Origin of the sequence: Hydrogenophaga sp. (assembly GCF_035481345.1) — a bacterium.
In the GTDB taxonomy this organism is placed as follows: domain Bacteria; phylum Pseudomonadota; class Gammaproteobacteria; order Burkholderiales; family Burkholderiaceae_C; genus Hydrogenophaga.
In genome coordinates this window covers 24,623-48,641 of the sequence record NZ_DATIGV010000218.1, presented here as the reverse complement: position 1 = coordinate 48,641, position 24,019 = coordinate 24,623, and the positions used below count along the sequence as shown (strand labels likewise).

21 protein-coding genes are annotated in these 24,019 nt (G+C 71.0%); 20 read left to right on the top strand and 1 reads right to left on the bottom strand.

The annotated features are described in order from the left end of the window. The first annotated feature begins 63 nt into the window (after window positions 1-63). Window positions 64-534: a hypothetical protein gene (locus VLG41_RS22710; protein ID WP_325351652.1), complete on the top strand. Its 471-nt coding sequence runs from the start codon at window positions 64-66 to the stop codon at window positions 532-534. Window positions 535-795: 261 nt separating this feature from the next. Here VLG41_RS22710 and VLG41_RS22705 read toward each other — a convergent pair whose 3' ends face one another. Next, a complete protein-coding gene (locus tag VLG41_RS22705; RefSeq protein ID WP_325351651.1) occupies window positions 796-1,785 on the bottom strand; it encodes a helix-turn-helix domain-containing protein in 990 nt (329 codons plus the stop codon). A gap of 345 nt (window positions 1,786-2,130) precedes the next feature. Here VLG41_RS22705 and wbaP point away from each other — a divergent pair, with 345 nt between their 5' ends. From wbaP to VLG41_RS22610, 19 genes are all read left to right on the top strand, one after another. Further along, window positions 2,131-3,726, top strand: a complete 1,596-nt coding sequence (gene wbaP, locus VLG41_RS22700; RefSeq protein WP_325351650.1) for an undecaprenyl-phosphate galactose phosphotransferase WbaP — start codon at window positions 2,131-2,133, stop codon at window positions 3,724-3,726. Next, entirely contained in the window at window positions 3,726-4,727 is a 1,002-nt protein-coding gene (fcl, locus tag VLG41_RS22695; RefSeq protein WP_325351649.1) for a GDP-L-fucose synthase, read from the top strand. The genes wbaP and fcl overlap by 1 nt, the downstream gene beginning before the upstream one ends. Continuing rightward, window positions 4,724-5,872 carry a GDP-mannose 4,6-dehydratase gene (gene gmd, locus VLG41_RS22690; RefSeq protein WP_325351648.1) on the top strand — a complete coding sequence of 383 codons (1,149 nt, stop codon included), beginning with the start codon at window positions 4,724-4,726 and terminating at the stop codon, window positions 5,870-5,872. The genes fcl and gmd overlap by 4 nt, the downstream gene beginning before the upstream one ends. Before the next feature lie 10 nt (window positions 5,873-5,882). Continuing rightward, entirely contained in the window at window positions 5,883-7,199 is a 1,317-nt protein-coding gene (locus VLG41_RS22685; protein ID WP_325351647.1) for a lipopolysaccharide biosynthesis protein, read from the top strand. Continuing rightward, on the top strand, window positions 7,196-8,806 hold the full coding sequence (locus VLG41_RS22680; RefSeq protein ID WP_325351646.1) for a GMC family oxidoreductase: 1,611 nt from the start codon (window positions 7,196-7,198) through the stop codon (window positions 8,804-8,806). The genes VLG41_RS22685 and VLG41_RS22680 overlap by 4 nt, the downstream gene beginning before the upstream one ends. Further along, window positions 8,779-9,714: an aldo/keto reductase gene (locus tag VLG41_RS22675; protein WP_325351645.1), complete on the top strand. Its 936-nt coding sequence runs from the start codon at window positions 8,779-8,781 to the stop codon at window positions 9,712-9,714. Before VLG41_RS22680 ends, VLG41_RS22675 begins: the two co-directional genes overlap by 28 nt. Then, complete coding sequence (locus VLG41_RS22670; protein ID WP_325351644.1) at window positions 9,711-11,009, top strand: hypothetical protein; 1,299 nt, start codon at window positions 9,711-9,713, stop codon at window positions 11,007-11,009. Before VLG41_RS22675 ends, VLG41_RS22670 begins: the two co-directional genes overlap by 4 nt. After that, window positions 11,006-12,145 (top strand): glycosyltransferase, encoded by a 1,140-nt coding sequence (locus tag VLG41_RS22665; protein WP_325351643.1) that lies wholly within the window; start codon window positions 11,006-11,008, stop codon window positions 12,143-12,145. Before VLG41_RS22670 ends, VLG41_RS22665 begins: the two co-directional genes overlap by 4 nt. A gap of 127 nt (window positions 12,146-12,272) precedes the next feature. Continuing rightward, on the top strand, window positions 12,273-13,388 hold the full coding sequence (locus VLG41_RS22660) for an acyltransferase (RefSeq protein ID WP_325351642.1): 1,116 nt from the start codon (window positions 12,273-12,275) through the stop codon (window positions 13,386-13,388). After that, complete coding sequence (locus VLG41_RS22655; RefSeq protein WP_325351641.1) at window positions 13,385-14,599, top strand: polysaccharide pyruvyl transferase family protein; 1,215 nt, start codon at window positions 13,385-13,387, stop codon at window positions 14,597-14,599. The genes VLG41_RS22660 and VLG41_RS22655 overlap by 4 nt, the downstream gene beginning before the upstream one ends. Continuing rightward, window positions 14,596-15,177 carry a putative colanic acid biosynthesis acetyltransferase gene (locus VLG41_RS22650; protein WP_325351640.1) on the top strand — a complete coding sequence of 194 codons (582 nt, stop codon included), beginning with the start codon at window positions 14,596-14,598 and terminating at the stop codon, window positions 15,175-15,177. The genes VLG41_RS22655 and VLG41_RS22650 overlap by 4 nt, the downstream gene beginning before the upstream one ends. Beyond that, window positions 15,174-16,130, top strand: a complete 957-nt coding sequence (locus VLG41_RS22645; RefSeq protein ID WP_325351639.1) for a nitroreductase family protein — start codon at window positions 15,174-15,176, stop codon at window positions 16,128-16,130. The genes VLG41_RS22650 and VLG41_RS22645 overlap by 4 nt, the downstream gene beginning before the upstream one ends. A 12-nt stretch (window positions 16,131-16,142) precedes the next feature. Further along, window positions 16,143-17,114 carry a glycosyltransferase family 2 protein gene (locus VLG41_RS22640; RefSeq protein WP_325351638.1) on the top strand — a complete coding sequence of 324 codons (972 nt, stop codon included), beginning with the start codon at window positions 16,143-16,145 and terminating at the stop codon, window positions 17,112-17,114. A gap of 20 nt (window positions 17,115-17,134) precedes the next feature. Further along, window positions 17,135-18,007 carry a hypothetical protein gene (locus VLG41_RS22635; protein ID WP_325351637.1) on the top strand — a complete coding sequence of 291 codons (873 nt, stop codon included), beginning with the start codon at window positions 17,135-17,137 and terminating at the stop codon, window positions 18,005-18,007. Continuing rightward, window positions 18,004-19,290 (top strand): glycosyltransferase WbuB, encoded by a 1,287-nt coding sequence (locus VLG41_RS22630; protein WP_325351636.1) that lies wholly within the window; start codon window positions 18,004-18,006, stop codon window positions 19,288-19,290. Before VLG41_RS22635 ends, VLG41_RS22630 begins: the two co-directional genes overlap by 4 nt. Beyond that, complete coding sequence (locus VLG41_RS22625) at window positions 19,287-20,012, top strand: polysaccharide biosynthesis/export family protein (RefSeq protein WP_325351635.1); 726 nt, start codon at window positions 19,287-19,289, stop codon at window positions 20,010-20,012. The genes VLG41_RS22630 and VLG41_RS22625 overlap by 4 nt, the downstream gene beginning before the upstream one ends. A 15-nt stretch (window positions 20,013-20,027) precedes the next feature. Then, a complete protein-coding gene (locus tag VLG41_RS22620; RefSeq protein ID WP_325351634.1) occupies window positions 20,028-22,466 on the top strand; it encodes a GumC family protein in 2,439 nt (812 codons plus the stop codon). A gap of 18 nt (window positions 22,467-22,484) precedes the next feature. Beyond that, entirely contained in the window at window positions 22,485-23,210 is a 726-nt protein-coding gene (locus tag VLG41_RS22615) for a J domain-containing protein (RefSeq protein WP_325351633.1), read from the top strand. Next, the gene (locus tag VLG41_RS22610; protein ID WP_325351632.1) at window positions 23,207-24,007 is read left to right on the top strand and encodes a tyrosine-protein phosphatase; all 801 of its coding nucleotides are present in this window, start codon (window positions 23,207-23,209) and stop codon (window positions 24,005-24,007) included. Before VLG41_RS22615 ends, VLG41_RS22610 begins: the two co-directional genes overlap by 4 nt. Window positions 24,008-24,019: the final 12 nt, after the last annotated feature.

Here is a 24,019-nt window from a genome sequence, read left to right as displayed (position 1 = left end):
GCAAGACCCTGCTGGCGGGGCGGCCTCGGTTCAAGTCGTCGACCAAACGGTCGATAAGAAGGCATGAGCCCGACCGCCGCCCGTGTCGCCTGTGCCCTGCTCGTGCTGGCCGCGCCCCTGAGCGCCCGGCCCGAGTCGCGCCTCGCCACCGGCGCGAATGCCTCGGCCAGCGCCTCGCTGCGCTTTCGCATCGTGGTGCCGCCCATGACCCGCGTGCTCGACAACCGCCACCCCGCCAGTCTGGCCACCGCCGCCGAGGCCTCCGGTGCGCAACAGGACCTGGTGGTGCAGACCACCATGCCCCAGGGCTTCTGCGCCCGACTGCGCCTGACCTCCAGCGACGTGAGCGACTGGACGCTGCACACCCGCGCGCCCGGCGTGAGCGTGCAACGCACGGGCGAGGGCTACCGCGTCTGCGCACCACGCCATGGCCGCCACACGCTGGCGCTGCACCACCGGTTCGCACTGCGCGCGAGCGCCGAGGGCGGCGCCCCGCTACCCTGGCCCGTGCAGACCGAGCTCAGCGCGCTCTGAGCACCGGCATGGGGCATGGGCCCCAGCCCGCCGCGGCAGCGCCGGCACCTGGGCGAAGGCGGCTCCAGACCCCTCGCCCACCGGCCAATGCCCGCCAGGGCGACCGTTCGGCGCCCACTTCGTGGCCGCCGGTCCACGAAACGCCGTTTCGGGATGTAAGGCCCGCACCCGCCCCGCTGACCGCCACGCGGGACTTTTTTGCTGCACTGCGCCATTTTGTTCTGCACTTATGCGCCCGGGCACCCCGGCCCGGGGAGCCGCTCACAGCCAGGGGCGCGGCCGAGCCGTCCAGACGAAGGCCTGACGCCGATCGGCACCGGGATCGGTGCGCTGCGCGAAGACCTGCAGGAGTTCGGGCACCTGGGCGAAGCTCTGGCGCCGCAGACCTTGCCCGGCGATGTCGCGCAGCACGCGCTGGACCCGCTTCAGCCAGGGCGTCTCGGCGAACAGCGCGTGCGCCACCACGCGCGGGTGCCGGGCCAGCCAGGCCTGCACCTCGGGGTGGCGGTGCGTGGCAAAGCCGTCCACGATCAGGTGCAACTGCACAGGCTCGGGCGTCTGGCGCTCGATCACGCGCAGGAATCCGAGCCAGGCCTTGTGCCGATCCGGCTCCCGGGACGCCCGGGGCATGGCCCGCTCCAGCGTGCCGAGCGCGGCGGCCAGCCGCGCCGCGCCGATGCCGTCGTGGACCGCCGCGCCGGCGCGCGCCGGCCGTCCGCCCAGGCAGCCCAGCACCAGCGCGCGCTCGGGCGGGCTCATGTAGAGCCCCAGCACATCGACCCGATGGCCCTCGAAGCGCAGCAGCTCGCGCGAGGCCGCGAAACCGCCCTGCGCGTGCGGCTGGATGCCGTTGCGCTGCCAGACCCGGCGCACGGTCGTGGCGCTGAGCCCCAGGTGCGCGGCCAGGCTGCGCGTGCTCCAGTTGCCGCCCTCGGCCGGCTGCTCGTCCAGTGTCGTGCGCAGGATGTACCACTCGTGCGCGGCGGTCACGCTGGGCGCGCGCCCCGAACGTGAGGCGTCCTGCATCAGCGCCGGCACGCCGCCTTCCAGGAAACGCCTGCGCCACAGCGCCACCTGGCGCCGGTCGAGCTTCACCTCCTCGGCGATGTCCTTGTTCTGCCAGCCTTGCGCCGCCAGCAGGATGACGCTGGCGCGTTGCTGCACGCGGGCCTCCACCCGCCGCCCCTTGGCCAGCGCACGCAGCTCGCGCTCGGTCTGCGCGTCCGTCTCGATCGGTTCGGCCACCCGCATCGCTTGCACCTCCTGTCGGACCGGAATCGAGTGATTTTATAAGTTCATTCAATTAAGGCGCACCCGCGCAGCGTCGCGCCGACCTCACCGCCAGGCACGCGCCCATCGTGTGCATCGCGTGGCTTAACTCAAGCTTCGTTACATGTGGCCCTGGCCCGCATGCCAAGAATGATTTCACCAGCGCGGGCTGCATGCCCGCGTTGCCGTTTCCGTCTCCAACAACCGTCGGGAGTACATGTATGTCGTGCATCAGCCGTCAGACAGCCGCGCGCGCCATGCGGGTGCAAACCATGCACCCGCATGGGGCCCACGCACCGTGCATCGCCATTCGCGGAGGGCCCTGACATGGCCCACGCCAGCGCCCCCACGCTCAAGAGAGTCGAGCCGCGCATCGAGCGGCCCTCCTCCGCGGAAGACCACCCAGGCACCGTCGTCCCGCTCTACAACGAGCACGACCTCGCGCACAGCCTGGCGCCCTGGGCCAACCTCGCCCAACGCGAGCAACAGGCCAAGGCCTGGCTGGTGCTCACCGATCTGTGCGTGCTCGCCGCCTGCTTCGTCGCCGGGCGCCTGCCCGCGTGGCTGCGCGACGAGGTGAGCTTCTCGCAGGCCATGAACGTCTGGTGGGCCGCCAATGGCCACCTGCGCCTCACGCTGTTCGCGGGCATCGCCCTTGCCATGGTGAGCTGGATGTGGGCCGTGCAGAGCCACTACAGCACCCACCGGCGCAAGCCCTGGTGGGACGAGACCCGCCAGTTGATCCAGGTGGTCGCGCTCGCGGCGCTGCTGGACGCCATGGTCATCTACCTCGCCAAGTGGCCGCTCTCGCGCCTGTGGACGGGTGCCACCTGGGCCCTCGTGCTCGTGTGCCTGCCGCTGGCCCGCCTGGCCGTGCGCACGCTCCTGTTGCGCGCCGGCCTGCTCACCCAGCCCTACGTGCTCATCGGGCACCCGGACGACGTGGAGAAGGCCGCCGCCGCACTCGCCAGCGACCCCTTGCTGGGCTACAAGCCCGTGGCCGTGGTCTGCCCCGACCCCGGCGCGCGGCTGGTGCAGCTCGGTGGTGGGCACGTGGTCGCGCCCACGGCGCTCACGCCGGGCGTGCGCGACTTCCTGGCGCGGCCCGGCCCGCACCAGCTGGTGGGTGTGCTCGGCATTCGCGACAACAACTGGCTGCGCGAGCTGGCGGAGGAACTCATGCTCACGCGCGACGACCTCGTCATGGTTCCTGCCCTGGGCGGGCTGCCCATCTACGGCATGGAGGTCTCGCACTTCTTCAGCCACGACGTGCTGCTGCTGCGCGCCCGCAACAACCTCAACCGCCGCGGCCCGCAGTTGCTCAAGCGCGCGCTCGACGTGGTGGGCGCCGCCCTGCTGCTGGTGCTGCTGTCGCCACTGCTGGCCTGGGTCGCGTGGCGCATCAAGCGCGACGACGCCGGCCCCGTGTTCTTCGTGCAGAAGCGCGTGGGCGTGGACGGGCAACTGTTCGACTTCATCAAGTTCCGCAGCATGGTGATGGACGCCGACGCCGCGCTGGAGCGCTGGAAGACCGAGAACGAGAAGCTCTACGTGCAGTACCTGGCCAGCAACTTCAAGCTCGCCAAGGACCCGCGCGTCACCAACATCGGGCGCCTGATCCGCCGCACCAGCATCGACGAGCTGCCCCAGCTCATCAACGTGCTGCGCGGCGACATGAGCCTGGTCGGCCCGCGCCCGCTGCTGCCGCGCGAACTGGACGACTACGGCAAGAGCATCGCCGCCTACGGCAAGGCGCGCCCTGGCATCACCGGCCTGTGGCAGATCAGCGGCCGCAGCTCAAGCACTTTTCAACACCGCATCAACATGGACCTCTGGTACGTGCGCAACTGGTCGCTCTGGTACGACCTCGTGATCATGCTGCGCACCGTCCGGGTGGTCCTCAAACAGGAGGGAGCCTGCTGATGAACACCCCGGAAACCATCTATGTCGCCGGCCACAAGGGCATGGTCGGCTCGGCCATCGAGCGCCAACTGCTCGCGGCCGGCCACCCCGCCAGCCGCATCCTCACCCGCACGCACGCCGAACTCAACCTGGTCGACCAGGCCGCGGTTCGCGCCTTCTTCGCGCGCCACAAACCGCAGCAGGTGTACCTGGCCGCGGCCAAGGTCGGCGGCATCCACGCCAACAACACCTTCCCCGCTGACTTCATCTATCACAACCTCATGATCGCGGCCAACGTGATCGAGGCGGCCTTCTGCAACGGCGTGCAGAAGCTGCTGTTCCTCGGCTCCAGTTGCATCTACCCGCGCCTGGCCGAGCAGCCCATGAGCGAGCGGGCCCTGCTCACCGGACCGCTGGAGGCCACCAACGAGCCCTACGCGGTGGCCAAGATCGCCGGCATCAAGCTGTGCGAGAGCTACAACCGCCAGTTCGGTGCCAGCCACGGCGTGGACTACCGCTGCGTCATGCCCACCAACCTCTACGGCCCGGGCGACAACTACCACCCCGAAAACAGCCACGTCATCCCGGCGCTGATCCGCCGCTTCCACGAAGCGAAGGAGAACGACGCGCCCGAGGTCGCCATCTGGGGCAGCGGCGCGCCCCTGCGCGAGTTCCTCTACGTCGACGACATGGCCGCGGCCTGCGTGCACGTGATGAACCTGCCCAAGGCAAGCTACGACAAGCACACCCAGCCCATGCTCAGCCACATCAACGTGGGCTCGGGTTCGGACATGACCATCGCCGAGCTCGCGCACAGCATCGCCCGCGTCACCGGCTTCACCGGCCGCATCGGCTTCGATGCCAGCAAGCCCGACGGCGCGCCCCGCAAGCTCATGGACAGCAGCCGCCTGCGCAGCCTGGGCTGGCAGGCCAAGGTCGATCTGCCCCGCGGACTGGCCCTGACCTACCAGGACTTCCTGAAGCACACCGCCCCCCACCCCTCACCCGTCGCCGCGCTATGACCACCAACCCCACCCCCAACGCCCGGCCCAAGGTCGCCCTCATCACCGGTGTCACCGGGCAGGACGGCTCCTACCTCGCCGAGCTGCTGCTCGACAAGGGCTACGTCGTGCACGGCATCAAGCGCCGCAGCAGCCAGTTCAACACCCAGCGCGTGGACCACATCTACCAGGATCCGCACATCGAGAACGCGCGCTTCAAGCTGCACTACGGCGACCTGAGCGACACCAGCAACCTGATCCGCATCGTGCAGGAGACCCAGCCCGACGAGATCTACAACCTGGGCGCGCAAAGCCACGTGGCGGTGAGCTTCGAGAGCCCCGAGTACACCGCCGACGTGGACGGCATGGGCACGCTGCGACTGCTCGAGGCCATCCGCATCCTGGGGCTGGAGAGGAAGACGCGCTTCTACCAGGCCAGCACCTCCGAGCTCTATGGCCTGGTGCAGGAGATCCCACAGAAAGAGAGCACGCCCTTCTACCCGCGCAGCCCCTACGCGGTGGCCAAGCTCTACGCGTACTGGATCGTCGTGAACTACCGCGAGGCCTATGGCATGTACGCCTGCAACGGCATCCTGTTCAACCACGAGTCCCCGCGCCGCGGCGAGACCTTCGTCACCCGCAAGATCACGCGCGGCCTGGCCAACATCGCCCAGGGCCTGGAGGACTGCCTCTACATGGGCAACCTCGATTCGCTGCGCGACTGGGGCCACGCCAAGGACTACGTGCGCATGCAGTGGATGATGCTGCAGCAGGAACAGCCCGAGGACTTCGTCATCGCCACCGGCGTGCAGTACAGCGTGCGCCAGTTCATCGACATGAGTGCGCGCGAGCTGGGCATCACGCTGCGCTTCGAGGGCGAGGGCGTGAACGAGCGGGCCATCGTGCAGGCCGTCGAGGGCGACCGCGCCCCCGCGCTGCGGCCCGGCCAGGTGGTGGTGAGGGTCGACCCGCGCTACTTCCGCCCCACCGAGGTGGAAACCCTGCTGGGCGACCCCGCCAAGGCCAAGGCCGCGCTGGGCTGGGTGCCGCAGATCGCCCTGCGGGAAATGGTGACGGAGATGGTGGTGGCCGACCTGGAAGAGGCGCGGCGCCACGCCCTGCTGAAGAACCACGGCTACGCCGTCGCCGTGTCCAGCGAACACTGAGGACCACGCCATGTCGGTCTCTGTGCGCGCCGCCGCCTTCCGCGAGTCGCCCATCGCCCGGCGCATGGCCTCCGGCGCGGGCGCTTACGGCTACGCGCAGGCGGTCAGCATCGGCACGCAGCTGGTGTCGCTGCCGCTGTTCCTGCATTACTGGGACATGGCCACCTACGGCTACTGGCTGGCGCTCACCGCGCTGCCCTTCTACCTGTCGATGGCCGACGCCGGCATTTCGCACGCCGCCTGCAACCGCATGATCGGCCTGATCACGCAGGGCCAGAAGGCACGCGCGGCCGAGGTGTTCCAGAGCGCGGTGGCCTTTCTGCTGGCGGTGTCGCTGCTCGCGCTGCTGGTCGTCGGCGGCACGCTGTGGCTGCTGCCGTCCAGCACGCTGCACGCGCCGCAATGGAAGGCCGTGCTCATGCTGCTCTCCGTCGGCGTGGTGCTGGCGCTCTTCTGCAGCCTGGCCGAGGTGGTCTACAAGGCCACGGGCGGCTACGCGGCCGGCACCTACCTCGTCACCACCGGCCGGCTGTGCGACTGGACGGGCGGCCTCATCGGCCTGGCGCTCACGCGCAGCTTCATCGGCGTCGCCGCGGCGATGCTGCTGGCCCGCGTGGGCTACACGCTGCTGAGCCTGTGGCTGAGCCAGCGGCGCACCGACTTCCTGCGCTGGGGCGTGCGGCAGGCCCGTTGGAGCGACATCCGCGACACCGCGAAACCGGGCGCGCTGTTCTTCTCGCTCTCGCTCACCAATGCGCTGAGCCTGCAGGGCTTCACCCTGCTGGTGGCGGCCACCCTCGGCCCGGCCGCCACCGCCGTGTTCAACACCTACCGCACCATCGCGCGCGTGGTGGTTCAGGTCACCAACGCCCTGAGCAACCCGCTGTGGCCGGAACTCACGGCCCTCAAGGGCCAGCAGGACGATGCCCCGTTCTGGCGGCTCTACCGCCGCGCCAAGCGCCTGGGCCTGCTGATCGCGGCCGCGGGCGCGCTGCTGATCTACCTGGCCGCGCCCTGGCTGCTGGAGGTCTGGACCCACGGCCAGATCCCCTTCACCGCCACCAGCATGGCGCTGTTCCTGCTCTATGCGGCCACGTGTTCGGCCACGCAGGTGCCGCGCGTGGTGCTCATGTCCATCAACCGCCACGCCGGCCTGGCCGCGCAGAGCCTGCTGGCCGCCGTGGTCTCCCTGGTGGTGGCCTGGCTGGTCTGGCCCAGCGCCGGCATGACGGGCGTGGTGGGCGCCATGGTGCTGGGCGAGGCGCTGGTCTGGCTCACCGCCACGCGCGCCGTGCACCGCCTGCACACGACGGGGACCTCCACATGATCCTCGACCTGAACCACGCCCCGCCGCCGGACACCCCGCACGACGTGGTCATCGTCGGTGGCGGCACCGTGGCCCTGTTGCTGGCGGTGCTGCTGGAGCGCCAGGGGCAGCGCGTGCTGGTGCTCGAATCGGGCGGCGGCGGCTTCGAAACACCGTCGCAGGCGCTCAACGACGCGACCGTCGTCGGCCGCGCCCACAAGGGCATCGCCATGGCGCGCGGGCGCGCGCTGGGCGGCACCTCCAACCTCTGGGGCGGGCAGCTCACGGGCTTCGTGCCGTCCGACTTCGAGGCCCGCGCGGGCGTGTCCGATGCACCCTGGCCCATTCGCTACGAGGATCTGCTGCCCTGGTACGAGGCGGTGGCCCAGGAGCTGCGCCTGGCCGACGCGCTCGACGAGCACACGCCCCAGGCGCGCAAGCTCTTCGGCAATGGCTACCCGGACATCCCGGGCTTCACCCTGTTCCTCACGCGCTGGCTCAAGGAACCGGCCCTGGCGCGCTTCTTCGGCGAGCGCCTGCGCCACTCGCCCCGGCTCACCGTGCTGCTGCACGCCCACGCCACGGGCCTGGAACTGGCGCCCGATGGCGAGCGCATCGCCGCGGTGCGCGTGGCGCGGCCCGACGGCAGCGTCACCGCCGTGCGCGGCGAGCGCATCGTGCTGGCCAACGGCACCATCGAGATCGCCCGCCTGCTGCTGGCCTGCGCATCGCAACAGCCCCAAGCCCCCTGGGCGGGCAATCCCTGGGTCGGCGCCGGCTTCCAGGACCACCTGGAGGTGCGCGGCGGCCGCGTGCACCCGCTGGACAAGCCGCGCTTCCTGCGCACCTTCCAGAACATCGTGCTGGGCGGCCACAAGTACCAGCCCAAGCTGCGGCTGAACACCGGCGGCCTCAGCGCGGAGCCCGCGCTCAACGTCACGGGCTATTTCGCTTTCGAGTCCAGCGTCGCCGAGCACCTGCAGCACCTGAAGGTGATGGCCCGCTCGCTGATGCGCGGCGGCCTGCCGCGCCAGGGCCTGGGCGACGTGCTGCGCCACGTGCGCGGCATGGGCAGCGCCTGGGTGCCGATGGTGGTGCAGTACCTGCGGCACCACCGCATCTACAACCCCGCCGACCGCGGCGTCTGGCTCGTGATGCACGCCGAGCAACTGCCTCGCGAGGACAGCCGCATCACGCTCGACCCCCAGCGCCAGGACCGCTTCGGCGTGCCACTGGCCGCGCTGGACTGGCGCATCGGCGGCCAGCCCGAGGTGCGCGCCATGGCCGCCTTCGTGCGCCAGGCCGGCGACAGCCTGCGCGCCGCCGGCCTGGCCCGCGTGGAGATCGATCCGCTGCTCGACGGCGAGGACCCGCGCGTGCTGGACCAGGCCACCGACACCTACCACCAGTGCGGCGGCGCGCGCATGGGCCACCACCCGCGCGACGGCGTGGTCGACCGCGAGCTGCGCGTGTTCGGCACGAGCAACCTGTACGTGGCCGGTGCCGCCGTCTTTCGCACCTCCAGCTACGCCAACCCCACCTTCACCGCGCTGGCCCTCACGGCCCGCCTGGCCGAGCGCCTGCGCACGGAGACCCCCGCATGGACACCCGCGGCCACGACCTGCTGACCCAGCGCCTGGGCTTCGGCTGCGGCCGCCTCAACGGGGGCGGCGACAAGGCCACGTCCCTGCGCCTCGTGCACACCGCGCTCGACCTCGGCATCCGCTACTTCGACACCGCGCCCCCGTATGGCCTGGGCGCGTCCGAGTCCGTGCTGGGCGAGGCGCTCAAGGGCCGGCAGGAAGCGGTGACCGTGGCCACCAAGGCCGGCCTGGCCCGCCCCGCCTCGGCGGGCCTGAAGCAGAAGGCCCGGGCCGTGGTCAAGCCGCTCGCCCGCTGGATCCCCGGCCTGCGCCAGGCGGTGCTCAAAGGCATGGCGCGGCGCGCGCCGGCCGCCAACTTCGATTTCGATTTCATCGCCCGCTCGTTCGAGACCAGCCTGCAGCAACTGCAGCGCGGCCGGGTGGACTTCCTGCTGATGCACGAAGCGCAGCCGCACGACCCGCTCGGCCCTGTGCAGTCCTTGCTGGAGCGCTACGTGGCCACCGGCCAACTGGGCGCCTACGGCAGCTCCACCGGCGAGCCGGCGAGCCATCTGGTGCGCTTCGGCTCGGTGCTTCAGTACCGCTGCCCCGCACCGGGCGCCGACTGGACCACTGTCGACCCCGCCGACGTGCTGCACGGCGCCTTGCGCTTCATCGCGCCCGCCATCGGGCCGGCGATGGCACGCGACCGCCAGCTGCGGGACCAGCTCGCCAGCCTGCTGCCCGCCGGCACCGATCCGGACGACGCCACCGGCGCGCTGGCGCTGGCCTACGCGCTGGCCCGCTTCGACAGCCGCCTGCTGATCTCGACCCACCAGCCACAGCGCCTGATCACCACCGTCGAGCAAGTCCGGTGCATCACGGCCTCGGCCGCCTGGCCCGCCGCCATGTCCCAGCTTCACGCCGCCTTCAAGCGGGCGCCCGCCTCATGAACGCCTTGCTGCGCTTCATCTCGCTGTGGCTGCTCGGCCTGGCCATCTACGTCGGTGGCTGGTACATCGAAGGCCCGGCGTTCCAGGCCGTGCAGATGGGGGCGGTCGGGCTGTTCGCCGCCGCCGGCGTCCTCGCCCTGATGGCGGGCGGCACGCGCCGCGTCGAATTGAGCGCCGCCGAAACCATCGTCGGCGGCGCCTTCCTGTTCGCCATGCTGGTGGCCTTCATTCGCGGCAACCCCATGTCCACCGCCTTCGGCGCCATGTTCCTGGTGGTGCTGGCCTCGGCCGCCGTGCTGGCGCGGCAGGACGCGGCGGCCAGCCTGGACGCGGTGTTCCGCCGCGCCTACATCGCCCTCATCGCCTCCGTGCTGGCAACCCAGCCCGACGAGTTCCTGGCCTCGGTGGCCGGCACCGTCGAGTACAGCGTCGGCCTGGTGCGCTTCACGCCGCTGGGCATGCACCCCAACCTCAGCGGCCTGGTGTACGGCGGCGGCGCCCTGCTGTTCTTCCAGCACTGCCTGGCCACGCCGCGCGTGCACCAGAAGCTGTTCGCGCTGATGATGTCGGCGCTGTGCCTGAGCATCGTGCTGGCCGCGTCCGCGCGCGCCAGCCTGCTCGCCCTGGGGCTGACCGGGGCCATCGCGGTGCTTCTCATCGGCTGGCGAGGCTCGCGCCGGGCCCGCATGGCGCTGGTGCTGGCGGCCATCGCGCTGCTGGCCGTCGCCATCATCAAGGCGGGGGCCATCGCCGACTACCTCACCGTCATCCTGGACCTGGACTCGCCCACCCGCGGCACGGAGTCGGGCGCCACCGGCCGGGAGGTCATCTGGCGCGAGGGCATCCACCTCGTGCTCTCCGATCCGCTGCTGTTCTTCGTCGGCCGGGGCGTGCGCGCCGCCGGGCCCGAGGTGATCGGTTTCCCGGTGGAAAGCTCCTACATCAACCTCGCGCTCGAACACGGCGTGGTCTTCGGCCTGCTGATCGCCCTGTGCTTCGTGGTCACCGCCTGGCGCGCCCTGGGCCGCAGCTTCGACACCGGTGCGATGAACCCGGCCCTCTTCCTCAGCGGCCTGATGCTGGTGTTCGTGCTGTTCCAGTCGATCTTCAACCGCTACCTGGTGGCGGTCGGCAACCCCTTCTCGCTGCTGGTCCTGCTGCTGCTGCTGCGCCTGAACCTGAGCCTGAACCTGAGCCCGTCCCGACCCCGGTCGGCGTCCTTCCCCCGGCCGGCCCCGCGGGAGCGGCCCCACTCCAGCGCCGCCGTGGGCCCCCACGCGGCCCCGCAACCATGACCTACGTCTTCTGGCATTCCTATCTGATGTTCCACCAGGCCCCGTACATCCGCGCCTTGGCGGAAGTGCCCGGCAACACGGTGCACTGGTGCGTGACCGAGGACGTGCCCGCTTACTACCGCGGGCGCGGCTACCCGCTGCCCGACACCGGCCAGGTGCGCGCGCACATCGCCCCCACGCCCGGGCAGATCGCCGACCTCGCCCGGCTGCCCGGCTCGGTGCAGGTGTTCTTCGGCCTGCGCGGTTTCGCGCTGCCGCTGGCCGCGTTCAAGGCCAGCCTGGGCGCGCCGGTGCACCGCTTCCTGATGACGGAGAACCGCTACGAGCCCGGCGCGCGCCTGCTGCCGCGCTGGCTGCTCTACACCTGGGACGCGCTGCGCTACCGCCGCCACCTGCGCGGCGTGTTCTGCATCGGCCATTCCGGCCGCTACGGCGGCACGCGCTTCTTCTCGGCCTGCGGCTACCCGCGCGACCGCATCGTGCCCTTCCTGCACGTGGTGGATGGCGCGCCCGTCCCACCCGCGCCCCGGCCGCCGAGCGACCACAAGGAGATCCTGTACGTGGGCCAGTTGATTCCGCGCAAGCGGGTCGACCTGCTGCTGCAGGCCTTCAGCCGCCTCGACGAGCCCAACGCCCGCCTGCGCCTCATCGGCAAGGGCCCACTGGAGCAGGACCTGCAGGCGCTCGCCCGCCAGCTCGGCATCGCCGATCGGGTGACGTTCGTGCCGGGCATGCCGAATGCCGGCATCGCCGAGGCCATGGCCACCGCCGACGCGCTGGTGCTGCCCAGCCGCTTCGACGGCTGGGGCGCCGTGGTCAACGAGGCCCTGATGGTGGGCACGCCGGTGATCTGCAGCAACCGCTGCGGGGCCAGCGACGTGATCGACCCCGGGCGCAACGGCTACGTGTTCGAGGCCGGCCGCGCGGACGCCCTGCTGGAGCGCCTGCGCAGCGTCTGCCGGGACTTTCGCTGGGACCGCGCCGCCTTGGCGAACACCGAATCCGTCCGGCTGGGCGGGCCGGTGGCGGCGGCCCGCTTCCAGCACCACGCCCTGCGCCTGCTGGCCCGGCGCACGGCCCGCCAGACCGCCGTCCCATTGGAGCGCGCGGTCCATCAAGGGGAGCAGCAGCCATGAGCGCCGCCGGGCCGCTCCCAAGGCGCTCAGCCCCCGCAGTGCGAAGCACGGAGGGTCGTCGTATGAACACCGCCGGGCCGCTCCCAAGGCGCTCAGCCCCGCAGTGCGAAGCACGGAGGGTCGTTCAATGAACCCGACGGTCTCGGACACCATTCGCCTGGCGCGGGTGCTCTGCATCCTGCTGCTGGTGTATGCGCACGCCCAGCCGTACCAGCCGGGGCTGCCCGAGTCCCTGTTCTCGCCCAGGGGCCTGATCCACTACGCCCGGCAGTTGCTGGGCCACACCAGCGTGCCCCTGCTGAGCCTGATCTCGGGCTACCTGCTGGCCCGACTGCTGAGCAGCGGTTCCTACCGGAAAGCGCTTGGCCACCGGTTCTTCTCCCTCGTCGTGCCCCTGGTGCTGTGGAACCTGATCTACCTCACCAAGGAAGTGGCCGAGTCGGGCCTCACGGCCCTGCCCGCTGCCGTCGCGTGGCCGAACGCGGTGCTGGCCCTCACGGCCCAGCCGGCCATGGCGCCGCTCTACTTCCTGCGCGATGCCTTCGTCTGCGCCCTGATCTCGCCCGCCCTCATGTACCTGGCGCGCCGGTGGCCACGCACCGCCGCGGCGGCCCTGCTGCTCAACGCCTTGCTGGGCCTGGACGGCGTGCTGTTCCTCAACGGCGCCATCCCGCTCTTCTACTTCGCGGGCTGCGTCTGGTGGGTTCGACAGGCACCGATCCCGACCCGCGCCATGCCGCGCGGCCCCGTGCTGGCCGCCGGGCTGGCCATGGCCCTGCTGGCGGCCGCGCCCTTCGTCCTGCCACCGGCCTGGGGCGCGTCCGATCCGCACAGCGTGTCCTACGCCGCGCTGGACATCGCGCTTCGCGCGGCGGGCTGCGTGGTCTTCTGGGCCGCCGCTTCGACGCTGCTGGGCAGCCGCACCGGCGATGTCCTCCTGCGGTTCGAGCCCATCGCCTTCTTCATTTTCTGCACCCACGGCATGGCCACCGGCCTCTGGTGGATGGCCATCGAGCGCACCGGCCACGCCGACGCCCCGCCGGTCTTTCTCGGCCACTTCGCCCTCTCGCCCCTGTTGGCGCTGCTGGTGTGCGTCCCCGCGGTCTGGGCCCTGCGCCGGCTCGCCCCCCGGGCCTTGTCGGTCCTCATGGGCGGGCGCTCCCCGAGCCGCCAGCAGATGGCCCGCATGACCCGCCCCCTGAGACCCGCGCCGCTGGCGCGCCCCCGCGGCTTGACCCCATGAACGTCGGCATCCTCACCTTCCACTTCAGCGACAACTACGGCGCCGCGCTGCAGGCCTATGCCCTGCGCCGCTGGCTCATCGAGCACGGCCACCGCGCGCACTTCATCGACTACCGGCCCGCGCACATCGAACACGGCGGGCGGCTCAGCCTGCCCACCTCGCCCGAGCGGCTCAAGGCCAACCTGAAGGTCACGTACCTGGCCCTGTCCTCGTTCGTCAACCGGCACTTCGGCAACCGCCAGCAGCGCGAGAAGTTCGTGCGCTTTCGCGAGCGCTTCCTGGACATCGCCAGCGGCGCCGCGCCGGCGGACAACGGCGCGTCCCTCGCCGCCGCGCAGGACTTCGACCTGATCGTGGCGGGCAGCGACCAGATCTGGAGCCCGTCGCAGCATTTCGGTTTCGACCCGAACTACTTCCTGGCCTTCGCCGAGTCCTTCCCCGCCCGCAAGATCTCGTACGCCGCCAGCTTCGGCCGCGACCGCGTGTCCTCCTCCGAGGCCGAGCAACTGCCGCGCCTGCTGCACCACTTCGACGCGATCTCGGTGCGCGAAGCCTCCGGCGTCACGCTGGTGGAGCAGGCCACCGGGCAACGGCCGGCCAACGTGCCCGACCCGACCCTGCTGCACGACGACTACGCCGAACTCACCGGGCGCTCGTCCATCGTGCCGGACGAGCCGTACGTGTTCTGCTACGGCCTGCGCTCGCCCGACAACATCCGCCAGACCGCCGAGCGGGTGTCGCGGCAACTGGCTTGCCGCATCCTGTCCCCGCACAACCCGCACCGGCGCTGGGCGGAAATCGGCACCACCGTGTACCCCGATCCCGGCGAGTGGGTCGCCCTGGTCAAGAACGCGCGCTTCGTGGTGACCAACTCCTTCCACGGCACCGTGTTCGCACTGCTGTTCCGCAAGCCCTTCATCGTCGCCGGGCTCACCGGCGACAAGGCCGCCGCCAACGCCCGCGCCATCAACCTGCTGCGCGCCGTGCGCCTGGAGCACCGCTTCGCGCCCGCCTTCTCGGAGGGCAACACCCAGGCCTTGATGCACAGCGCGATCGACTGGGACAGCGTGGACCAGCGCCTGGGCCACTTGCGCCAGGCCGGCAGCGATTTCCTGAGCACGCAACTGAGGGCCGTGGTCCCGAGGAGCGCTGCCGGGCCGCTCCCCAGGCGCTCCGCTGCGCCGCGCGAAGCACGGAGGGTCGTCGCATGAGCGATTCCCTGAGCGATTTCGGTGCCCTGCGCTACCGCAACGGCTTCAGCCCGTCGCAGAAGCTGCGCCGCCTGGCGTGGGAGACGGTCTGGCTGCTGGCCTTCCGGCCCACGCCCCGCTGGGCGCTGCACGGCTGGCGGCGCTTCCTGCTGCGCGCCTTCGGGGCCCGCATCGGCGCCGGCTGCCGCATCGCGCCCTCGTGCCGCGTCTGGGCGCCCTGGAACCTCGTCATGGGCGAGCTGTCGGCGCTCGGCGATGGCGTGGACTGCTACAGCATGGGCCGCATCACCATCGGCTCCAAGGTCGCCGTCAGCCAGCGCAGCTTCCTGTGCGCGGGCTCGCACGACATCCGCTCCCTCTCGCGCCCCCTGACCACCGGGCCCATCGTGATCGAGGACCACGCCTGGGTCGCGGCCGAGAGCTTCGTGCACCCGAACGTGCACATCGGCGAAGGCGCCGTCATCGGCGCGCGCTCGGTGGTGACGCAGGACATGCCGGCCTGGTCCGTCTGCGTGGGGCATCCGTGCCACAAGATCAAGGACCGCGTGCTGGCCGAACGGCGAGGAGAAGGCCCATGATCGGCAAGCTCGCCAAGGTCGCGGGCATCTTCAGCGAGGCCCTGCGCGACGCCGCGCTGTTCCTGCGCTTCAACTCGTACTCGCCCTTCGCGGACAAGTCCAAGCGCGCGTTCTACAAGATCATCATCGAGGCCCACACGATCGAGAAGGGCCTGTCCCTGCAGCAGCCGCGGCTGCTGTTCGGCAAGGACAAGGTCCGCTTCGTGATGAACGCGCTCTCGCGCTACGACATCGGCCACTCGCCGGTGCCGGCCCACATGTCGCTGGGCGCGCTGGAGGCCTACCTGAACTTCCACGCCCAGGCCGGCGCGTCCGACCCCCTGCTCGACGAGATCAGCGCTTACCTGAAGCAATGGGAGGCGCGCCTGCCCAAGCCCTGGAAGGGCGGCACGCGCGACTACTCCTTCAACGGCCAGGCCGCCGGCGACCTGCAGCACCTGATCGCCAGCCGCTCGAGCGTGCGCACGCTGAGCAACGCGCCCATCGAACCCGACCGCATCCTGGAGGTGATCGCGCTGGCGCAGCAGGCACCCTCGCAATGCAACCGCCAGGCCACGCGGGTGCACACCTACCAGGACCCGGCGCGCATCCGCGAACTGCTCGCGCTGCAGGGCGGCTCGCGCGGCTTTGCCGACAGCGTGGGCAACCTGTTCGTGGTGAGTTCCGAGATCTGCGCCTGGGGCGGCCCCGGCCAGCGCAACCAGGCCTACGTGGATGGCGCGCTGTTTGCCATGTGCCTGCTGCTGGCCTGCCGATCGATGGGCTGGGGCGCCTGCCCGCTGAACCTCGCCATCGACCACAGGACCGAGTCCGCGATCCGCCGCGCGGGCGGCATTCCCGACGGCGAACGCCTGATTCTGATGATCGCCTTCGGCGAGCCCAGCGCGCCGGACACCAAGGTGGCCTTCTCGCCCCGGCGCCCGCCGGCCGAGATCGCCACCCTTCATGCCTGAGGACGATTCGCCATGAGCATCACCGCCATCATCCTGACCTACAACGAAGCCCTCCACATCGCGCGCGCGATCCGCTCCATCCAGCCGTTCGTGGACCAGATCTGCGTGGTGGACTCCGGCTCCACGGACGGCACCACCGACATCGCGCAGCGCCTGGGCGCCGAGGTCAGCACCCATCCTTTCGTCAACCAGGCCCGGCAATTCCAGTGGGCCCTGGACACGCTGGACATCCGCGGCGAGTGGGTGCTGCGCCTGGACGCCGACGAAATCATCGAGCCGGACCTGGCGCAGGAGATCACGGAGAAGCTGCCTGCGCTGCCGGCCGACGTGGTGGGCGTGAACCTCAAGCGCAAGCACATCTTCATGGACCGCTGGGTGCGCCACGGCGGGCGCTACCCGCTGGTGATGCTGCGCCTGTGGCGCCACGGGCACGGCCGCATGGAGAACCGCTGGATGGACGAGCACATGGTGGTCTGGGGCGGGCGCACCGTCACCTTCGACGGCGGCTTCGCCGACCACAACCTCAACGACCTGGCCTACTTCATCGACAAGCACAACCGGTACGCCACGCGCGAGGCGATCGAAGTGCTCAACCAGCGGCTGGGCCTGTTCGCGCGCGACGAAGCGCTCAACGCGCACAGCGCCTCGTTCCAGGCCTCGTCCAAGCGCTGGGTCAAGGAGCGGATCTACAACCGCATCCCGTTCACCGTCAGTGCGGCCCTGTACTTCGTGTGGCGCTACGTCTTCCAGCTGGGCTTCCTGGACGGCCGCAGCGGCCTCGTCTACCACTTCCTGCAGGGCTACTGGTACCGCTTCCTGGTGGGCGCGCAGGTGATGGAGCTGGAGCAGGCCGTGGCCCACCTGCGCGACAAGGCGGCCATCTGCGCCGAGCTGAGCCGGCTGACGGGACACAAGCTGGTGGCGCAGAGCGAGGCCCCCACCCCCCCGGACGTGGACGACCAGCGCCTGGCCCCCCGGCATTGACCCCAGAACCAAGGACCCGCATGCGCACCGACACCCTTTCTCCCCTGACGCCCTGGTTGCTGGCGGCCGCCTGCCTGAGCTGGGCGGGCGCGGCGCGCGCCAACGACGCCCTGATCTGCCTGGACGCCTCGACACCCGAAGGCGCCACGCAGGTGGGCGCCGTGCAGCCGCTGTTTCGCGACTGCCCCCGGCTCGACGACGTGGACTTCACCACCGGGCGGGCCGACGGGCGCAAGTACTACCCCGGGCTGTACTTCACGAAGCTCAAGGACCGCGGCCTCTACGAGCAGGCCACGGACGGCATCGTCATGCAGCGCGGTGGCGCGCTCGCCACCGTGAAGATGAACTCCTACCCCGGCCAATTCCCGCTCCTGAGCGGCAACCGGCCGTTCTACATCGAGGCGCAGGTGGCGCTCTCGTCCAACGACCGCGACAACTTCCCCGCGGTGTGGCTCATGCCGATCGAGCACAACCTGCGGATGGAAGACGTGTACGAAGGCGATCCCAAGAGCTTCGAGCGCTGGTTCGAGCTGGACATCGACGAAGGCGGCTTCGGGCCCGGCGGGCACCACACCGCCATCTCGTGGACCGGCATCCACCCCAACTACCAGAAGATCCAGAACCCGACCCCGACCTCGAAGGTGCCGCTGGACCGCACGCAGCCCAACGTGTTCGGCGTGTCGTACTCGCCCGAGGACCTGACCGTGCGCTGGTGGCTGAACGGCCAGCAGGTGCTGCAGGCGTCCCACCCCTACGTGCCCGAGATCGCGCGTCGGCAGAACTTCTACCTCATCGTCTCGGCGCAGAGCCACAAGAACATCAGCCAGTACCAGATGAAGCTGATGGGCGTGCGCGCCTTCGTCGGCGAGGCCAGGGCAGGGAGCACGCGATGAAGCTGCTCATCTACGGCATCAACTTCGCCCCCGAGCTCACGGGTATCGGCAAGTACACGGGCGAGATGGCGCGCTGGCTGGCCGAGGCGGGGCACGAGGTGCGCGTCATCACCGCGCCGCCCTACTACCCGGACTGGAAGGTGGGCGAGGGTTACAGCGCGCGCCGCTACCGCCGTGAGCACTGGCATGGCGTGCAGGTGATCCGCACGCCGCTGTGGGTGCCGCACCGGCCGGGCGGCGCCAAGCGCCTGCTGCACCTGGCCAGCTTCGCACTGGCCAGCCTGCCGGCGCTGGCCGCCCAGTGGCGCTGGAAGCCCGACGTGGTGTGGGTGGTGGAGCCGCCGCTGATGTGCGCGCCCGCCGCGGCGGCCTTCGCCGCGCTGCGCGGCGCCGGCCGTTGGCTGCACATCCAGGACTACGAGGTGGACGCGGCCTTCGACCTGGGCCTGATCCGGGGCCGCGGGCTGCGCCGCTGGGTGCAGCGGGCCGAGGGCTGGCTGATGCGCCGCTTCGACCGCGTGTCCACCATCTCCGGGCGCATGGTGGAGCGGGCCCTGGACAAGGGCGTGGCGCCCGGGCGGGTGCTGCACTTTCCCAACTGGGTCGACATCGGCGGCATCACGCCGCTGGCCGCGCCCAGCGACTACCGGGCCGAACTGGGCCTGGCGCCCGACGCCGTGGTGGCCCTGTACTCCGGCAACATGGGCAACAAGCAGGGGCTGGAGGTGCTCGCCGACGCAGCCCGCCTGCTGCGGGACGAGCCGCGCATCCGCTTCGTCTTCGGTGGCCAGGGCTCGGGCCGGGCCGATCTGCAGGCGCGCTGCGCGGGCCTGGACAACGTGCGCTTCCTCGATCTGCAGCCGCTGAAGCGCCTGAACCACTGGCTGGGCCTGGCCGACGTGCACCTGCTGCCCCAGCGGGCCGACGCGGCGGACCTGGTGATGCCGTCCAAGCTCACCGGCATGCTGGCCAGCGGCCGCGCCGTGCTGGCCACCGCCATGCCCGGCACCGAACTGTGCCGCGTGGTGGAACAGGACGCCGCCTGCGGGCGGGTCGTCCCACCCGAGAACCCGGCCGCCCTGGCCGACGCCCTGCGCGCGCTGGCGGCCGACCCCGCCCGCCGCGCCGAACTGGGCGCGAACGCGCGCCGGTACGCCGAGGCCGAGCTGAGCCGGGACGCGATCCTGCGCCGGTTCGAAGCGCAGATGCTGGCCCTGGCGCAAGCGCCATCGATGAACGCTGGTTTTGGCCCGTCCGCGGGCCAGAAAGGAGAAGCCTCATGAACACGACCCCTCTTCTGAAGGCCCTGCCATGGGCGCCTTGCGCCCTGGGCCTGCTGACCCTGGCCGCGGCGCTGCCGCTGCAGGCCCAGACACCCGCCGTGGTGAACACGGTGGCCGCGCCCAGCGCTGCGTCCGCCGCCCCGCTGAGCCCACCCCCCGCGGCGGACGCGAACTACCGCCTTTCGCCCAACGATCTGCTGGAGTTCGACGTGTTCGGCGTACCCGACATGAAGCGCGACGTGCGCGTGAACGCCTCGGGCGAGATTGCGCTGCCGCTCATTGGCCAGGTGCGGGTGGCGGGGCTCACGGCGCAGGCCGCGGCCGATCTGATCGCCACGCGCTACGAGGAGAAGTACCTGATGGACCCGCAGGTCTCGCTCTTCATCAAGGAGTTCACCACGCAACGCATCGCCATCGAGGGCGCGGTGACTCGGCCCGGCGTCTATCCCATGACGGGCGAGCTCACGCTCTTGCGCGCCCTGGCCCTGTCGGGCGGCTTTGCGCCCTACGCCGACGTCAACAAGATCGTCGTCTACCGCAACGTCGCGGGCGGCACGCGCGAACAGTTCACCTACGACCTCGACAAGGTGCGCGCGGGCCAGGAGGCGGACCCGACCATCCGCGCCGACGACGTCATCGTCGTCCAGCGCAACGCGCGACGCACCGCGCTGCGGGATTCGCTCTTCAGCGACATCCTCAGCACGCTCAACCCGTTCAACTGATGGGAGTGCCCAGCCATGGCTACCAATGACCAACACCCGCTGCCCGCCGGCCCCGGGCCCGCCAGCGGCCTCGGCGCACTCGCCTTGCGCCGCGAGGCCGCCCTGTCCGAGCTGATGGCGACCCAGGTCGAGGCCGGGGCGCGGGCGGAAGAACGCATCGACCTCAAGACGATCTGGCGCGCCCTGGTGCGGCGCAAGCGGATCATCGCGACCGTCACCGCCCTGTGCACGCTGGCGGCCGGCGTGTACACGCTGCAGATCACGCCGCAGTACAAGAGCTCGGCGCTGCTGCAGATCGACCGCGCGGCGCAGAAGGTGGTGGGCTTCAACGCCGAGGTCGAGGTGGACGAAGGCCCGCTGGCCGACCAGCTCCAGTTGCGCACGCAGATCGAACTGATGAAGAGCCGCAGCCTGGCCGAGCGGGTGATCGACGAACTGGGCCTGTACAAGCCCGACGCGCCGGCCCGAGCCGCCGCGCCGGCCGCGCAGGCCGACGTTGACGCGCCCGCCTGGGCCGGCGGCGTCGGACCGGTCGAGCGCACGATGGCCTTCCTGGGCGACGCATGGAGCCGGCTGCACGCCCTGCTCGCCTCCCCGGCGCCCGACGAGGACGGCACGCTCAGCCGCGCGGCCACGGTCGCGCGCTTCCAGGAGTCGCTCAGCGTGGAGCCCATCCGCAACTCGCGCCTGGTGCAGATCCAGGTGCTCAACCCCGACCCGCAAATGGCCGCCACCATCGCCAACGCGATGTCCCGGGCCTTCATCGCCACCAACATCGAGCGCAAGCTGCACTCGTCGATCTACGCGCGCCAGTACCTGGAGGAACAGATCCGCCAGACCAAGGCCAAGCTGGAAGAGAGCGAGCGGGTCATCAACGCCTACGCCAAGAAGAACGAGATCCTGAACCTGGGCGACAAGGGCAGCGCCGCCATCCAGACCTTCGTGGACTTCTCCACCGCGCTGGCCAAGGCCGAGCAGGACCGCATCCGGGCCGAGACGCTCTACAACCAGGTGAAGCTCAACCCCGAGAGCGCGCCGCAGGCGGTGACCAACGAGGCCATTCGCGCCTACAAGGAGCAGCGCGCCCGCCTGGAGGCCGACTACGCGAAGAACCGCTCCACCTTCAAGCCGGAGTACCCCGCCATGGTGGCGGCGCGCGCCCAGATCGCCGAGCTGGACGCGCGCATCAAGACCGAGGTGAACAACATCCTCTCCAGCATCGAGGGCCAGTACGTCGCCGCCAAGCGGACCGAGGACCGGTTGCGCAGCAAGGTGGCCGGCAGCCGCAGCGAGGTGCTCAGCGTGCAGGACCGCAGCGTCGACATGAACCTGCTGAGCCGCGAGCTCGACACCAACCGGCAGGTGTACGACAGCCTGCTGCAGCGCCTGAAGGAAGTGAACGTGATGGCGGGCATCACCGCCAACAACGTGAGCATCGTCGACGAGGCCTCGCCGCCGCTGTTCCCGGCCAACCCCAACATCAAGCTCAACCTCGGCCTGGGCGTGGTGCTGGGCCTGTTCCTGGGCATGCTGGCCGCCCTGCTGCGCGAGCAGATGGACGATTCGGTGAAGAACGCCAACGACATCGAGGCCCGCTACCAGTTGCCCCTGCTGGGCCTGATTCCCTTCACCCGGCCCGAGCGGGGCCGCAAGGAGGCCGTGGCCCTGCTGGCCCACCACGAGCCGCGCAGCACCTTCGCCGAGTCCTACCGCTCCATGCGCACGGCGCTGCAGTTCAGCACGGCCGACGGTGCGCCGCAGCGTTTCATGGTGACGAGCTGCGGCAAGAGCGAGGGCAAGAGCACCACGGCGCTCGCGCTGGCGATCAACTTCGCCCAGTTGGGCCAGCAGGTGCTGTTGATCGACGCCGACATGCGCAAGGGCGGCCTGCACAAGATGCTGGGCGTGACCAACGACCGGGGTCTGTCCAACCTGCTGAGTGGGGACCGCGACCTCGACGCCTCGGTGCGGCACACCTCGGTCGACAAGCTGGCCCTGATCACCGCCGGCCCGGTGCCGCCCAACCCGGTGGAACTGCTGGCGGGCCCCCGCCTGGGCCAGTTGCTGGACAAGGCGCAGGCCCTGGGTTACGAGCAGATCGTGATCGACGGCCCGCCGCTGCTGGGCATCGCCGACGCGATCGTGCTGGGCAACCAGATCCAGAACATCGTGCTGGCCATCAAGGCCGGCGGCACGCGCCGGGAGAGCATCAAGGACGCCCTGCGCCGCCTGCGCAACGCGGGCCTGGCGCCCATGGGCGTGGTGTTCACGCACGCGCTCAACGAACACACCAGCGACTACGCCTACGCGGCCTACTACGGCCACGGCTACGCGGCCGGCGAACGACCGGCGCCGCCGCCCGCCGCCCGGCCCGAACCGGCGCCAGGCCCCGTGCCGCTGCCGGCCGGCGGCGGGCGCATCGATCCCACGCTGGACCCCTACTCGGCAACCTGAGAGCGGCATCACCACACGATGAGCCTGAGCCCACCCGAATGGAGACGCCTGCTGCTCACGCTGCTGGAGTTCGAGCGGTCCCCGGGGCGTTACCCCGTGGCGCTGCGTGAGCCGCGCCCGCTGTTCGAGCACATTCACCGCGTGATGCTGCTGGCCAGCGACCGCCCGGTGGAGGACCTGCCCGCCGCCGCCACGCATGCGCCCGGGCTGCGCCGCGCGGCGCGCTTCTTCGTGCGCACGGTGATGCTGCGCCCGGGTGCCGACCCCTTCACCCTGTTGGGCCTGCACCCGGAATTCGAGCCGGCGCAGTTGCGCGAGCACTACCGGCTGATGATCCGCCTGACGCACCCCGACTTCGCCGCCGCCGGCGAAAGCTGGCCCGCCGACGCGGCCATGCGCGTCAACCTGGCCAAGGACCTGCTGGCTTCGCCCGAGAAGCGGGCCGAATGCGCCGCCGCGCTGAGGGCACCGGCGCACCTGCGCTGGGCCGCCCGGGTCGGCGCGCCCGCGCGCCCGCGGCCCTTGCTGGCCGCGCCCCTGGTTCCCCGGCCTTCGCTGCCGCGCACGCCGCCGCCCACGGGGGGGTGGTCCGCCCGCGCGCGGCTGGTGTTGCTGGGCATGGGCGCCGCCTTGCTGGCGGGCGCCTACCTGCTCATGGACCCGAGGGACGACGAGGGCGCGCGCGCCGCGCATCCGGCGGCCTCGGCGCCGGACAGCGCCGGGCGCGAGGCCCGACCGCCATGATCGACCTGCACTGCCACATCCTGCCGGGCATCGACGACGGGGCGAAGACGCTGGAGGATTCGCTGGCGATGGCGCGCATCGCCGTGGCCGACGGCATCCACACCCTGGCCTGCACGCCGCACATCTACCCGGGCATGTACATGAACGACGGCCCGGGCATCGCACGCGCGCGGGATGCCCTGCAGGTGGAACTCGACCGCCAGGGCATCCCGTTGAAGTTGGTGGTGGGGGCGGACGTGCACCTGGTGCCGGGCCTGATCGAGGGCCTTCGCAGCGGGCGGGTGCCGACGCTGAACGGCTCGCGCTACTTTCTGCTGGAGCCCTCGCACACCACGCCGCCGCCCCGGCTGGAGGACCAGGTGTTCGAGCTGATCGTGGCGGGCTACACGCCCATCGTGACGCACCCGGAGCGGCTGTCCTGGGTGGAGGGGCACTACCCGGTGTTCCTGCGGCTGATCGAGCAGGGCGCGTGGATGCAGGTGACGGCGGGGGCGCTGACGGGTGTCTTCGGCAAGCGTGCCCGTTACTGGGGCGAGCGCTTCATCGGCGAAGGCCACACGCACCTGTTGGCCACCGACGCGCACACCACCGGGCGGCGCCTGCCGCGGCTGACGGAAGGGCTGGCGGTGGCGCGGCGCCTGGTGGGCGAGGTGGAGGCTCGCCGGCTGGTGGTCGAGCGGCCGAACGCGGTGCTGAACAATGTGGCGCCGCAGGATGGCGAGCCGCCCGAGGCGGCGGCGGCCCGGCCTTCCCTGTTGGGCCGGTGGTGGTCAGGGCGGCTGGCGATGTCGCGTTGACGGCGCATGCTC